The sequence below is a fragment of the Marmoricola sp. URHA0025 HA25 genome, from assembly GCF_054059435.1.
In genome coordinates this window covers 95,201-109,285 of sequence record NZ_JBSSCD010000001.1, presented here as the reverse complement: position 1 = coordinate 109,285, position 14,085 = coordinate 95,201, and the positions used below count along the sequence as shown (strand labels likewise).

The following is a 14,085-nucleotide window of genomic DNA, read 5'->3' as shown; positions in this document are numbered from 1 at the left end:
GGTCCGCTCCCTGCCTCAGTGATGGGGTCCGTCCTCTGTCCGGGCGGTCAGCCGGTCGAGGATGACGCGCTTGAGCACCTTGCCCGACGCGGTGCGGGCGAGGGGCTCGGAGGTGATCACGACCTTCTTCGGGCACTTGTAGTCGGCGATCAGGCTCCGACAGCCGTTGATGACCTCGTCGGGTTCCGTCGGCCGGAGCGGGTCGGTGACCACGACGGCGACGACCTCCTGCCCCCATACCTCCGACGGGACGCCGACGACCGCGACCTCGACCACGCCCGGCAAGGTGGCCAGTGCGGCCTCGACCTCCGGCGGGTAGACGTTGAGACCGCCGGTGATGATGAGCTCCTTGGAGCGGCCGACGATCTCGAACAGCCCGTCGCCGTCCTCGCGCACCAGGTCACCGGTGGCCAGCCAGCCGTCGCGGAACGTCGCCTCGGTCGCCACGGGGTCGTTCCAGTAGCCGGTCATGACCTGTGGACCCCGGAGCAGCAGCTCGCCCACGGTGCCCGGCTCGACGTCCGAGCCGCTCTCGCGGCTCACGACGCGCGTGCTCATCGCATAGCTCGGCCGGCCGGCCTTGCCCGCACGGCGGCAGTCCCTGACGTGCAGCTGCAGACCGGCTCCGCACGACTCGGTGAGCCCGTAGCCCTGCGTGATGGCTATGCCTCGGGCCAGCCAGGTCTCGATGAGGTCGACCGAGACCGGGGCACCGCCGACGCGTGCCTGGCGCAGGCTGGTCAGGTCGGTGCTGGACCACGCGGGTGCCTCCGCCATGCGCTGGGCCATGACCGGCACGCCGTGGAAGATCGTGGCCCCGTGGCGCTCGATCGCCGCGAGCGCGTGTTCCGGGTCGAACCGGTCGATCACGATGAGCTCACCACCGGCGTGGGCCATCGTCATCAGGGCGTTCAGGCCGCCGGTGTAGCACAGCGGGAGCGGCGTGATGACCCGGTCGCTCGCGCGGATCTCGTGGAGCAGGATCGGGTCCAGGGTCATCCAGTGGAACGCAGCGTGGGTCAGCTGCACGGCCCGCGGTGCGCCCGTCGAGCCGGAGGTGAAGCAGAGGAAGCCGAGGTCGTCCCACCGGGGTCCGGCCGGCGACGTCTCGACGGCCGGATCCGGGTCGGGCTCTGCGGGCCACTCGGCCGGCCGGCTCAGCGGGACCGAGGTCCCGGAGTCCGCCACCAGCTTCTCGAACTCCTCACCGACGACGAGGAGGGCCATCTCGACGTGCTCCACGGCGAACGCCAGCTCGCGAGCGGCGTACCTGATGTTGACCGGGACGAACACCGCACCGATGCGGGCGGTCGCGTGGACGGCGACGACGTGGTCGATCGAGCTGCCCAGCAGGCAGCCGACTCGGTCCCCAGCCGCCACGCCGCGGTCGTGCAGGTGCCCGGCCAGCGCCCGGACGCGCAGCTCGAGCGCCTGCCACGTGATCGAGGCGCCGCCCACGACGGTGACGGCGACGCCCTTCGGGTTGACCTCGGCCCACCGACGGACCCACGCGCTGACGCCCTCCACCACGAGTGGAGCAGTCGGCGGCACGTGGGCCGTGGCGACGTGCGTCATCCGTGAGCGCGCCACTGGAGGAGTGCGTACCCGTCGTGCTGCTCGAACTCCCCGTCGACACGGGAGCCGATCTGCACGTCCTGGTCCTTGGGTCCCAGCAGGTTGCCCACCATGCGCACGCCCGTGCCGTCGACCTCGACGAGGACGGCGATGTACGGCACCGCATCGGCGAGCGCGGGCGTCACGGGGTGCCAGACGCGCTCCCAGGAGTAGATCGTCCCGACGGGCTCGACCTCGGCCCACTCCAGCTCCTCGCCGAGGCACCGGTGGCAGATCCACTCCGGCCCCCACTGGAACGCATCGCACGGGATGCACCGCTGCAGCCGCAGCACCCCCTGGTCGAGGGCTTCCCAGAACGGCACGTCGAGCCCGTCGTTCATCGGTTCCGGCGCCGGCAGCGCGCCGGCCGGGAGATAGGTCTGTCCGCTCACAGCGTGTCCTCCGAGCCCATCAGCAGGTTCGACACCGGCGTGACCATGGGTCCGCTGTTGACGAACGAGACATTGACGTCCTGGACCTGGTTGACGGCGGTCCCCCGCAGCTGGCGGACACCCTCGACGATCAGCTCCATGCCGTGCATGTAGCACTCGGCGAGGTTGCCCCCACTCGTGTTCAGCGGCAGCCGGCCGCCGCCGACCGAGAGGTTCTCCACCGAGACGAACTCGTCGACCTCCTCCGGCTCGCAGAAGCCGTGCTCCACCAGGCTCATGACGACACCGCCGGTGAAGTTCTCATAGCTCTGCGCCACGTCGACGTCGTGCGGCTTCAGGCCGGCGGACTCGAAGAGTCGCGGTCCCGCGGCACGGAAGTTCGACGATCCGTAGTGCGGTGCGTTGTGGCTCCAGGCCTCGTAGCGGTTGTCGCTGCCCTGGGACACCGCAAGGATGTGGGCCGGCCGCTGGCTGAGAGCCCGGGCCCGGTCAGCGGTGGTCACGATGACCGCAGCCGCCCCGTCGTTCTCCTGGCAGCAGTCGAAGAGCCGCCACGGCTCGACGATCCACCGGGATTCGTCGTACTTCAACGACGACAGCGGTCGTCCGGCCATCACCGCCCGGGGATTGCTCTGCGCGTGTGCGTACGACGTCAGCGAGACCGCCTTCTGGGCGGCAGCACCACGGCCGCCGTTCTCGTGCATCCAGCGCTGGAACTTCATCGCGTACATCTGGGCGGGCACCATCACGCCGTACGGCTGGGTGAAGGCGAGCTCTCCGCTGACCGTGGCCGCTCCACCGCCCCGACCGAACCGCTGGAACTGGCCCTGGGCCAGCCCCCGGTAGACGACGACGGCGCTCGCGAGTCCGGATGCCACCGCGGCCGCGGCGTTCATCACGGCGCCTGAGCCACCACCGCCGCCACCACCCCACACCATCGAGGCGTGCTTCAGCTCCTTGACGTTGAGCGCCGAGGCCAGCCGCGCGGGCGTGTTGCGGTCGTTGGAGAAGGACGCGAAGCCGTCCAGTTCCTGTGGCGCCAGACCGGCGTCGGCACACGCCGCCAGGATCGCGTCGAGAGTCAGCTTGAACTCGGAGTCCGGTGACTTGCCCCACCGGTAGTACGTGGTCTCCCCGACCCCGGCGATCGCGGTCTTCCCGCGGATGGTCTCGTAGGACATCTAGCTGTTCTCCTTCATCGTCCTCGTGGCGGGCGAGTCGGTGACCAGCACCAGCGCCTCCGCCGTGATCTTGAGCTCCCCGGACTCGTTGCGCGCCGAGAGCCGGACCTGCCTGACGTCCCTCTGCTCCGTCGGCTCGGAGCCGTCGACCGCGAGGTCGAGGGTCTCCCCGGGCCACACCTGGGCACGGAAGCGCACCGTGAACCGCTGGACGGTCGACGCGCCGAACTCCTCGGCGAGGACGCGGGAGAGGTAACCAGCACCCAGAAGGCCCATCGCGAAGACGCCCGGCAGCCCCAGCGAGCGGGCGTAGACGTCGTCGTGGTGGACGGGGTTGAAATCGCCGCCGGCGCCGGCGTACCGGACGATGTCGGTGCGGGTGATCGGTCCGACCCTCATGCGCCCACCGTCTGCTCGGTCTCGATGGCGGTCAGCCGTTCGCTCAGGACCTTGGTGCCGGTGTCGTCGCGGTACACGACCTCCCGGACGACGATGCGCATGCCACCGCCGCGCCGACCGGTCTTCCGCTCGTCGGAGATCAGGCTCATGGTGCCGCGGAGGCGGGTGCCTGCGACGACGGGCGCGTGGTACTCCCACTCGTGCGCACCCTGCACGACGCGGCCCATGTCCATGCCGAGGTCGTCGACCAGGTAGGAGCCACCCGTGCGCGATGCGTCGGCGAAGTGGGCCGAGACCACGGAGAAGGTCAGCGGGGCGGGAATGCCGTCGTAGCCGCGAGAGCGCGCGACGTCGGCGTCCCGGTAGACCGGGTCGTCCTCACCGATCGCCTTCGCGAACTCCAGGATCTTGCCCTGCTCGACGAGCAGGTCGAAGGTCGTGATCTCGTGCGGCAGGTCGAACGTCGCTGCCCCACCTGCGCGTGAGATTTCGGCGTCCGGCATCGAGGGGCCTCTCGTTCAGCGGTGCTCGTCTGGAGGAGCCGACGAGGTGACGGCCGTCACGCCCGTGGCTGCCCTCAGTCTTGACGCGACGCGCACGCCGAGGCATCGGCCAACTGTTCGCAAAATGAGCGGCTCACCATCCAAATGGCTTCCGACCCGGTTCGGGGGCCGCGGACGCGCCGGCTCTCAGCGCCAGGCGCGTCAGAGCATCAGGATCGCGAGGATGATCACCAGGACCATTCCGACGCGGAGGCCGACGTTCATGCGGCCCACCCCCTGTCCCCGGTTCGCCGAGCCCTTGTGCGCTCAGGACGAAGTACCCCGCAGGACGCCGGAGGAATCGGGCAGCGGGGGCTGGGGTCGTCGGTTCAGTCCCCGAACACCAGCACCGGTTTGACGGCCGATCCGTCCCGCATGCCGGCGACGGCACGGTCGATGTCCGTGAAGGGAAACGTCGTGACGATGCGCTCCATCGGCAGCCGGCCCTCGCGATACCACTCGACGAGCCGAGGGATGAACGACTGCGGGTCCGCGTCGCCCTCGATGGTTCCACGCACGGTCTTCCCGCCGCCGATGAGGTCGGGCACGTCCAGGGTGACGTCGGCCCCGAGCCCCACCACGACCAGGGTGCCCCGCGAAGCGAGGGCCTGCGCAGCAGCGCGGATCACCGCCGGGATCGCCGTCGTGTCCACGGCATGGGTCGCGCCGCCTCCGGTGACGTCGCGAACGGCATCGAGGACGTCCGGGCGTGCGCCGTCGATGACGTGGGTGGCGCCCACCTCGAGGGCGGTCTCGCGCCTCGATGCGGAGAGGTCGACGCCCACGATGGTCTCGACCCCGCGAATGGCACCGGCCATGACGGCTGCCATGCCGACGCCGCCGAGGCCGAAGACGACGAGCCGGCCGTTCGGCGGCGGCTGCAGGACGTTGACGACCGCTCCTGCCCCGGTCTGGATCCCGCAGCCGAATGCCGCGACCTGGGTCAGGTCGATGTCGGGGTCGATGACGACCGCGTTCCGGCGGGAGGACAACGCGTACCGGGCGAAGCTGGACTGGCCGAAGAATGCTCCGGAGACCTGGCCGTCGGATCCGCCCAGGGTGGGCGAGCCGTCCAGCCGGCCACCGGACACGTTCGCCTCCTGGAACCGCGAGCAGTACGCCGGGGCCCCCTCGGCGCACGGGCCGCAGCTGCCGCAGCTCGCGAAGCTCAGCAGGACGGTGTCGCCCGGGCGAACGTCCGTGACCCGGTCACCGACCGCCTCGACCACGCCCGCGCCCTCGTGGCCCAGGACGATCGGGACCCCTTCGGGCCACATCGCCCGGAGGGCGAGGTCGGTGTGGCACAGCCCGACCGCCTCGACGCGCACGAGCAGCTCGTCGGGTCGTGGCTCGTCGAGGTCGAGCTCCTCGATGACGAACGGCTTCTCGGCGTGCGTGCTGACGGCGGCCAGGGTCTTCACGTCATGCGTCCTGTCGTGCGGTGCCGTCGGCCGTGCGGCGGAGACGCTGGAGCGCCTCCTGGCGGGCCTCTTCCACGTGAGCCCTGACAGCGTCGGCTGCCTCCTCGGAGCTCGCCGGCGCGCCCAGCATCCCGGTCATCCCGCCGGGGATGCGCGACTCGGCGACCGCCCGCCGATGGCTGAACGTGTCGAATCCGGCCTTGCCGTGGTAGCTGCCCATCCCGCTCTGTCCGACCCCTCCGAAAGGTACGTCGGGCAGGCTCAGGTGGACGGCGAAGTCGTTGCGCGTGATGCCGCCGGACGCAGTCCCGGCGCGGAAGGTGCGGAAGTCGTCGGTGTCGTCGCCGTACCAGTAGGCGACGAGCGGTGAGGGCCGGGCGCTGATGTAGCCGACGGCGTCACCGATGTCCTCGTACGGGTAGACGGCGAGCACCGGACCGAAGATCTCGTCGTGGGCCACCTCCATGTCGTCGGTCACGCCGAGCAGCAGGGTCGGCGCGATCCGCCGAGTCGCCGGATCGGGCAGACGCCGGGCATCGGCCTCAGAGACGCCCAGCACCGCCGTTGCTCCCTTGTCGAGAGCGTCGCTGATCAGTGCCGTCACGCGGACGAAGTTCTTGTCGTTGACGATCGTCGTCACCGCGGGGTTCGTGGGGTAGTCGGGAAGCAGTCGCAGGAAGGCCCTGCGGGTCTCGGACACGAACTGGTCGACCATGCTCTCGGGGACGAAGACATAGTCGGGGCACAGGCACACCTGGCCACCGTTGACCATCCGTGACGCTGCAATCCGCTCAGCCGCGAACGGGATGTCTGCGTCGTGGCCCACCACGACGGGGTTCTTGCCGCCGAGCTCCAGGGTGACCGGGGTGAGGTTCTCGGCCGCGGCCCGCTGCACGAGCTTCCCGACCGCCGGGGAACCGGTGAAGAACAGGTGGTCGAAGGGCAGGGCGGAGAAGGCCGTCGCGATGTCGAGACCTCCGTTGACGACGACGAGCTCGCGAGGGTCGAACTCCTCCTCGATGGCTCGTGCAAGGACCGCCCCCGCACGGCTGTTCACGTCCGAGAACTTGATCATCACCCGGTTCCCCGCGGCCAGCGCCTCAGCCGCCGGTTGGACGACGAGCCCCACGGGGAAGTTCCAGGGGCCGATGACGCCGACGACGCCCAACGGCGTGACGTCGATGGTCGTCGGCATCGCCAGCGCTTCGGAGCCGCAGACCTCGACCCCTGCCATCCACTCCTCCAGGTGGTCCTGAACGTGACGGATGTTGCCGATGGCGCTCGCCACATCCGCGAGCAGGCTGAAACCGCGTGGCCGGTGACCGAAGTCCGCGTCCAGGGCCTCGGCCAGGTCGTCGGCTGCTCCGAGGAGGGCAACCAGCAGGCGGTCCAGCCGGTTGCGACGAACGTCCGCGCTCGGGAGCCCGTCAGCGAGGTACCCGGCTCGTTGCGCCTCGAACAGACCCGTCAGGTTCGTGCCCACGGGATTCATCGGTTGCGCCAGACAGGTGGTCGCTTCTCGGCGAAGGCGGTGATCCCTTCGACAGCATCCTCGGTCGCGAGGAGCTCGTCGATCAGCCGGCTGCGATGGCGTACGGCGTCGACGGCGTCGGCCATCCCGGCGGTCTCCGCCATGAGGGCGAGTGAGATCCGCACCGAGGTCGGCGATCCGGCGAGGACGCGTGCGGCGAGTGCGCGCGCGCCGTCGAGGGCCTGGCCCGGCGGGGTGACCTGGTTGACCAGGCCTCGCTCGACGGCCTCGCCCGCGCCGACCCGGCGGCCGGTCAGGATCATCTCCGTGGCGACCTTGGGAGGAATGGTGCGGGGCAGCCGGATGACACCACCCGCCCCGGCGACGAGGCCCACGTTGACCTCGCTGAGTGCGAACTGTGCACTCTCGTCGGCAACGATCAGGTGACAGGCCAGCGCGATCTCGCACCCGCCGCCCATGGCGAACCCGTTGACGGCCGCGATGACCGGCTTGGTCATGTTCGCGCGGCTGGTCAGGCCGGCGAACCCGTTCAGCGGAACCCACATCGGCTTGCCCGAGGCGGAGTACACGAGGTCGTTGCCGGCGCAGAAGGCCTGTGTGCCCGCGCCGGTGAGGATCGCGACCCACAGATCGGGGTCCTCGAAGTAGACGTCGAAGATCTCGTCGAGCTCCGCGTTGGCCATGGGGTGCAGGCTGTTGCGCGCCTCGGGCCGGTTGATGGTGACCTCGAGCAGGTGGTCGTCCCGCCGTACGATCACGTGCTCGTAGTCGTCCCGAAGCACCTTCGGCCGCGCCGGGAACAGAGTCGCCATGCGTTCGGGGGTCTTCGTGACCCGGTTGCCGAAGCCGAACGACCGCACGAACAGCCGCTGCCCGACCGGCTGGTCGCCCTCGAGGAAGTCGGCCATCTCGTCGTCGCCGTCCGGCGTCATGGCGAGGAACCGCTCGCCGGTGGCCTCGAGCCGGCCGACGACGATGCCTGACCGGGACCCGTCCCGGTCGTACTTCACCGTGAAGGTCTCGACCGTGGCCCAGCCGTCCGCCCGCTCAGGCCGGGGCACGTCGGGGACGGCATCGAGCTCTGCCTGCAGAGCGGCGCTGCGGTCCGGCTGCCAGGCTGCCGGTGTCGTGGAGTACACACCCACGGAGTACTTGCTCAGCGTGCCCCCGTTGGCACCGACGAAGCCGTAGCTGCCGGGGGCGGTCCGCGCTCGGTGGACGGTCTCGGCGATGCCGTGCATGGAGTAGTTGTTCCCGGCGCCGCCGAAGAACGGGAGACCACCGGTGAGCGTCAGACCCCGCGGGTCGTCCGCGGCCACCCCGAGGCCGTCGATGACGGCCGAGACGGCGATCGGGAAGCACGAGTACAGGTCGAAGGTGGCGACGTCGTCTGGGCCGATGCCGGCAACGTCGAGGGCGTGGCGTGCGGCCGCGACGTGGGCGGGGGCCGCGCCGAGGTCGGGCCGGTCGAGGAGGCCCTTCTCCCGGGTGTCGGCGTGCCCGTGCAGGAAGACCCAGCGGTCCTCGGGGACGCCGAGCCGACGTGCGGCCTCGACCGACATGATCAGGACGGCCGCACCCTGGTTGACCTTCTCGCGGGCGACGACGTAGCGGGTGTACGGATCGGCGATCATGCGGTTGGTCCCGGTGGCGGCGACGAGATCGGCCGAGTTGCGCTCCACCGGCGCCGACGCATGCGGGTTCTTCGCCGCCACCCGCGTGAAGGGCTCGAAGAGCTGTCCCATGGTGGCGGCGTACTCGGCGCGGGAAAGTCCGAGTCGCGCGCGGCGGGCGTTGTCGAGCACGGCGTACAGCGCCGGCCCTCCGGTGAGCCCGTGCGAGGTGAGCTCCATGGACGTGAGGCCGGCGAGCCCGTACCCGCGGTCCTCCAGGTCGCCGTCGACGTGCTCGGTCCAGTCCGGCCTGTCGTCGGCCTTCGAGAGCGCCTCGGCGGTCGAGATCGCCTCGGCGCCGACGACGAGCGCGACCTCGGCCCCACCGCCGGCGATCGCCGCGGCGAGCTCGTTGACGAGGTGCTGCGGACTCTGCCCGCCCGAGACCTCGAGGATGGCCCGTCGTGGCTCGGCGCCGAGCCGCGAGGCCACCGAGCGCGGGAAGTTGTCCGACCTGCCCAGTGGGGCACGCGCCCTCGGGACCGAGATCTCGAACTGCCGGACGCCTGCGACGGTGTCGATGGCTGCTGCGACGGCGGTGATCTCGGCACCCGTGTCCCTCAGCGCGTTCCTCGCCGCGTCGGCGGCGAGCTCGACCGGGGAACGACGCGCGTAGTCGGGATCGCCGAGACGCTCGGACGACTGACCGACTCCGACGAGGACGGGTGTGCGGGGGTCGAGGTTCACCGAAGGCATGCGAGGCTCCTGGGACTGGTCGGTGGTTTGGTCGGATGGGTCAGTGGTGCGCTCATGTCATGACCGGCTCGGAGGCAGACAGGCTCGGCTCCTCGACGACACCGTCCCGGACGAGCTTCTCGATGCGCCCCTCGTCGAGGCCGAGGACGGCGGCGAGGACTCGCCGCGAGTGCTCGCCGGGCAGTGGCGCCGGGGCGAACGGGACGTCGCCGATGCCCTGGAACCGTCCTGGGTGGCCCTCGTGCGGCATCGGCTCGGCGACGTGCGGATGGCTCACCGTGCGGAAGAAGCCCCGGTGAACCACGTGCGGATCGGTCAGGAGGTCGCGCACGCGGTTCATCGGCGCCGCAGGCACACCCGCCCGCTGCAGTGCCTCGGCCGCGTCGCGTGGTGCACGCTCGGCAGTCCAGTGCCGGAGCACCCGGTCGATCTCGGTGCGGTGCTGCTCCCGAGCCGCTGAGGTTGCGAAACGTGGGTCAGTCGCCAGCTCGGCGCGGTGCAGCGCCGTCGCCAGTGCCTGGAACTGCTGGTCGGTGCGGACGTCGACGACCAGCCACTCGTCGTCGCCGGCACAGGGGAAGACTCCGCGCGGGGCGTCGCCCGGCAGGTCGTTGCCGACCGCCCGGATGCTGCCCGGGTGGACCGACTCGCGTGCGAGGTCGGCGGCGATCTGACCGAGGATCACCTCTGCCTGGGCGACGGAGACGGTGCCTCCACGGCCCGTACGTCGCCGGCGCAGGAGAAGCGCGAGCACCGCGACGGCGCCGACCCTCGCGGCGATGTGATCCGGATAGATGGTGGACGCGTCGCTGTAGGAGCCGTCCTCGCCTGGGTAGGCCCAGCGCTGCGTCACGCCCGTTTCGGCGCGGACGAGGGGCCCGTAGCCCATCCGGCCGCTCCAGGGACCGGTGGACCCGAAGGCGGAGCTCTCAGCCATGACGATCGCGGGATTGATCGCGGAGAGCACGTCGTAGCCGAGACCGAGGGACTCCAGGGTGCCGGGCTTGAAGTTCGACAGCACGACGTCGCTGGCAGCCGCGAGCTCCTTGAACAGCGCGACACCCTCAGGCGCACGGAGGCTGAGGCCGAGACCGGACTTGTTGCGGTGACCCCACGCGAACGACGCGGTCATGGCATCGCCGGACACCGACTGGCGGCCACCGTCCGGGAACGCCCGGTTCTCGACCTTGATGACCTCGGCGCCCATGTCGGCGAGCAGTCGGCCCAGCTCGGCGCCCATGACGATGACGCCGAGGTCCAGCACCCGGATGCCCTCCAGGGGGAGGCGTCGACCGGCGACCTCCGGTGCGCGGCCGTCCGGAAGGTGCGAGGCACTGCGCCGGGTGTCGGCGCCGGCTGCGGACTCTGCCCTGAGCTCGGCGTTGTGGGTGCCCGGCGCCGGTGCAGGCGTTCGGATGCCGGCGCGATGACCGTCGACCTCGACCATGCCGTTGACGAGCGAGACGTTCGCTCCCTCGACCTCGGCGTCAGTGAAGGCGTTGCGGTCGCGGAAGTGGTCCGCGCTCAGCACCTCGCCGCAGGACAGCAGCGCCGCAGTGGGTACGCCGTACCGCTGCCCTTCCGCGGTGATCATGGCGCGCGTCTTCGCGGCGAACATGCGGCCGATGGCCGGGTAGATCCGGTCTGCCGCCGCGAACCGCTTCGCCAAGGAGGCCAGCGCAGGGTCCGCGAACTCCGTCGGCCGGCCGAGCCAGGCGAACATCCCCTCCCACTGCCTGGGCGCCAGGACGCAGATCCGCACCCAGCCGTCGAGACAGGGGAAGATCGGGTAGAGGTGGCGCGCGTCGGGTCGGCCACGCGGACCGTGGGCCGCGGGTACGCCGCCGGTCGCTGAGCCGCCGATGCCCCATCCCGGATCGAGGGCCTGCATCGTGCACTCGAGGACGGACACGTCGACGTGGTCGCCCCTGCCGGTGTCCAGGCGGTTCAGGTAGGCGACCAGCGCGCACCACGCGGCCTGGATGGCCGCCGACTCGCTCGCCAGCTCCCCGGGCGGAAGCAACGGCTGCATGCCGGGGAGCCCGGACCGCGAGAGCACGCCGGACAGTGCGTAGTGGACGGCGTCGCCCCCCTGCCAGTCCCGGTACGGACCCGACTGGCCGAACTGGGTGAGAGACACGACCACGAGGTGGGGCAGCCGCTCCCGCAGGAGACCGGGCGCGACCGGGTTGTCGGCGTGCTCGGAGGGTCGCGAGCTCTCGACGACGATGTCGAACCCGGCAGCCAGTGCCCAGAACGCCTCGAGATCGGCGTCGGTGTCCAGATCGAGGCTCAGCGACCGCTTGTTCGCCGAGTGCGTGGCCCGGAAGAACACATCCTCGGCCCGGTCCCCCGAACGCTGCGTGGTGGACGGCTCGAGCCGGACGACGTCCGCACCCAGGTCCGCGAGACAGCGGGAGACCGGCTCACCCGTGCCCACGCAGAGATCGAGGACGCGCACGTCCTTCAGCGGCAGATCCACGTGTCAACGGTCACATCACGGGCGCGTCCCTGACCATCGCCCATTTGCGCACGAGCACGTGCCGCCGGACACAACGTGCAGCGGTGGCTCTGCTCGGCACCGGATTGACCCACCGGCGCGGTGGTCGCAGACTCCCGGGATGGACCTGCAGCAGCTGCGCTGCTTCCTCACGGTCGCCGAAGAGCTCCACTTCGGGCGCGCGGCCGAGCGGCTGCACCTGACGCCGTCCCCGGTGAGCCGGGCGGTGAAGGAGCTCGAGCGCGAGCTGGGAGTGCAGCTGTTCGTACGTCGCTACCACGACGTGCAGCTGACCAGCATCGGCAACGAGCTGGTCGGGCGAGTGCGGGACATCCTCGACAACGTGGACGGCTTGGCGGCGCTCGCCGCGGGCGCCGAGGGGGACGACGAACGGCCGGTGCGGATCGGCGGGACCTACCTGAGCCCGCCCGCTGTGTTCGACCGGTTCGTCGCCGTCGTCGAGGATGCGTTTCCCGGCCGGACCGTCGACGTCACGATCGCCCCGTCGTCGGAGCTGTTGCCCGACCTGGAGGAGGGTCGAATCGACGCGGCTCTGGTGCACGTGCCGCTGGAGCGCCCCCACCTGGCCACACTGGTCGTCGCCAGGTACACGTTCGTGCTGGCCATGCGCGCCGACGACCCCTGTGCCACCGCGTCGAGCTTGACGCTCACCGACATCGCGCACCGGACGTTGACGGTCGGCGCTCCTGCGCCGCAGCCCGTGGCGATGAACCGGCTCTACGCCTATCTGCGCGAGGCGGGCATCGAGTCGTTCCACCAGATGCCCGACAACAACAGCGCCGCCCTGGCCACGCACATCAGGCGCAGCCGTGGTCTCGCCCTGTCGCTGCACCCGAGCAGCGGCGGCTCGGCGCGGATCTTCGACGATCCGGCCTTCGCCATCGTGCCTCTGGAGGACAACAACCTGGAGTTCCTCCTGGGTCTGGCATGGCGACGTCAGGATGCCGTCGAGAACGACGTCGTTCGCCGCCTCCTCGAAGCCGCGCGCGACGAGTGGGAAGGAAACACGGCTCGCTTCTGAACAACACGCGAGCGTGCGGTGGAGCCGTGGAGCCGCCTGTCGGAATCGAACCGACGAGCTCTTCATTACCGACCGGCACCGTGCGCGCCATCGGTGAATCCCGCAGAGGGACGGGCTTGTGGAGCCGCCTGTCGGAATCGAACCGACGACCTCTTCATTACCGACCGGCACCGTGCGCGCCATCGGTGAATCCCGCAGAGGGACGGGCTTGTGGAGCCGCCTGTCGGAATCGAACCGACGACCTCTTCATTACCGACCGGCACCGTGCGCGCCATCGGTGAATCCCGCAGAGGAACGGGCTTGTGGAGCCGCCTGTCGGAATCGAACCGACGACCTCTTCATTACCGACCGGCACCGTGCGCGCCATCGGTGAATCCCGCAGAGGGACGGGCTTGTGGAGCCGCCTGTCGGAATCGAACCGACGACCTATTCTTCCCGGACCCCCAGAGCGGGCCCGCCGTCTCCACCACGATCTCCGCCGGGATGAGCGTTTTCGGCGGTCCGCTGAGGTTCGGAACGGACCGTTCGGGACCGCACGAGCACGACGAAACCTGTCACAAACGTGGCATTGCTTGCCGTGTCCGACTGTCGTGAATCCCTGGGTGCCTCTGGGGCCGGACGCTGAGCTCAGCCTATCCCCGCCAGATGATGCGCCCCAGATTCCCGGCCGCCCCGTCCTCGTCCCAGGGGCACGAGACCGAAAGCGTCGGGCTCCCGTGAGCACCAGGGAGCTCCTGACCACCTTATGTGGGCATGAGGCAGCTCCCGGGCCGAGGAATCGCCCACCGGGGCTGTACCCGGCAGCAATGCCGCGGCTCGGGACAGGCTCCAGGAATGAGTTGAAAGGACCCATGCAATGACGCAACCACTCGCCCGAACTGACAACGACGCCCACTCGCGAAGCCCTCACGCTGCAGCATCTCCGGCCGCTCACGATCCGGTCCTCTCACCCGAGGAGGTGTCCGCGATGCTCGGCGGCGTTCCGCTCGCAACGCTCAAGCGCTGGCGAAGCGAGCGCACTGGTCCTGTACCCCTGCACATCGGCCGTCACGTTCGCTACCGCCGGTCCGCCGTCGAAGCGTGGTTGATCGCCAAGGACCGCGAGGCCGAAGCGTGGATGGCCTCTTAGTAGC

Annotated in this window: 11 protein-coding genes; 2 read left to right on the top strand and 9 right to left on the bottom strand. The window is 70.3% G+C overall.

All coding sequences use genetic code 11. The features are described 5' to 3' along the window. Nucleotides 1–15 precede the first annotated feature (15 nt). The 9 genes from ACVW00_RS00455 to ACVW00_RS00415 form a co-directional block, all read right to left on the bottom strand. Complete coding sequence (locus ACVW00_RS00455) at nt 16–1,575, bottom strand: class I adenylate-forming enzyme family protein (protein WP_457108937.1); 1,560 nt, start codon at nt 1,573–1,575, stop codon at nt 16–18. Beyond that, nucleotides 1,572–2,006 carry a Zn-ribbon domain-containing OB-fold protein gene (locus tag ACVW00_RS00450; protein WP_457108936.1) on the bottom strand — a complete coding sequence of 145 codons (435 nt, stop codon included), beginning with the start codon at nt 2,004–2,006 and terminating at the stop codon, nt 1,572–1,574. Before ACVW00_RS00450 ends, ACVW00_RS00455 begins: the two co-directional genes overlap by 4 nt. Continuing rightward, nucleotides 2,003–3,187: a thiolase C-terminal domain-containing protein gene (locus ACVW00_RS00445; RefSeq protein ID WP_457108935.1), complete on the bottom strand. Its 1,185-nt coding sequence runs from the start codon at nt 3,185–3,187 to the stop codon at nt 2,003–2,005. Before ACVW00_RS00445 ends, ACVW00_RS00450 begins: the two co-directional genes overlap by 4 nt. Further along, the gene (locus tag ACVW00_RS00440) at nt 3,188–3,586 is read right to left on the bottom strand and encodes a MaoC/PaaZ C-terminal domain-containing protein (protein ID WP_457108934.1); all 399 of its coding nucleotides are present in this window, start codon (nt 3,584–3,586) and stop codon (nt 3,188–3,190) included. Beyond that, complete coding sequence (locus ACVW00_RS00435) at nt 3,583–4,089, bottom strand: FAS1-like dehydratase domain-containing protein (RefSeq protein ID WP_457108933.1); 507 nt, start codon at nt 4,087–4,089, stop codon at nt 3,583–3,585. The genes ACVW00_RS00440 and ACVW00_RS00435 overlap by 4 nt, the downstream gene beginning before the upstream one ends. Before the next feature lie 368 nt (nt 4,090–4,457). After that, entirely contained in the window at nt 4,458–5,549 is a 1,092-nt protein-coding gene (locus ACVW00_RS00430) for an NAD(P)-dependent alcohol dehydrogenase (protein ID WP_457108932.1), read from the bottom strand. A gap of 1 nt (nt 5,550) precedes the next feature. After that, nucleotides 5,551–7,032: an aldehyde dehydrogenase family protein gene (locus tag ACVW00_RS00425; protein ID WP_457108931.1), complete on the bottom strand. Its 1,482-nt coding sequence runs from the start codon at nt 7,030–7,032 to the stop codon at nt 5,551–5,553. A 5-nt stretch (nt 7,033–7,037) separates the two neighbouring features. Then, entirely contained in the window at nt 7,038–9,410 is a 2,373-nt protein-coding gene (locus tag ACVW00_RS00420; protein ID WP_457108930.1) for an acetyl-CoA acetyltransferase, read from the bottom strand. Between the two features lie 52 nt (nt 9,411–9,462). Then, complete coding sequence (locus ACVW00_RS00415; protein ID WP_457108929.1) at nt 9,463–11,892, bottom strand: CaiB/BaiF CoA transferase family protein; 2,430 nt, start codon at nt 11,890–11,892, stop codon at nt 9,463–9,465. Between the two features lie 139 nt (nt 11,893–12,031). Here ACVW00_RS00415 and ACVW00_RS00410 point away from each other — a divergent pair, with 139 nt between their 5' ends. Beyond that, nucleotides 12,032–12,952 carry a LysR family transcriptional regulator gene (locus tag ACVW00_RS00410; protein ID WP_457108928.1) on the top strand — a complete coding sequence of 307 codons (921 nt, stop codon included), beginning with the start codon at nt 12,032–12,034 and terminating at the stop codon, nt 12,950–12,952. A gap of 856 nt (nt 12,953–13,808) precedes the next feature. Continuing rightward, complete coding sequence (locus tag ACVW00_RS00405) at nt 13,809–14,081, top strand: helix-turn-helix transcriptional regulator (RefSeq protein ID WP_457108927.1); 273 nt, start codon at nt 13,809–13,811, stop codon at nt 14,079–14,081. Nucleotides 14,082–14,085 lie beyond the last annotated feature (4 nt).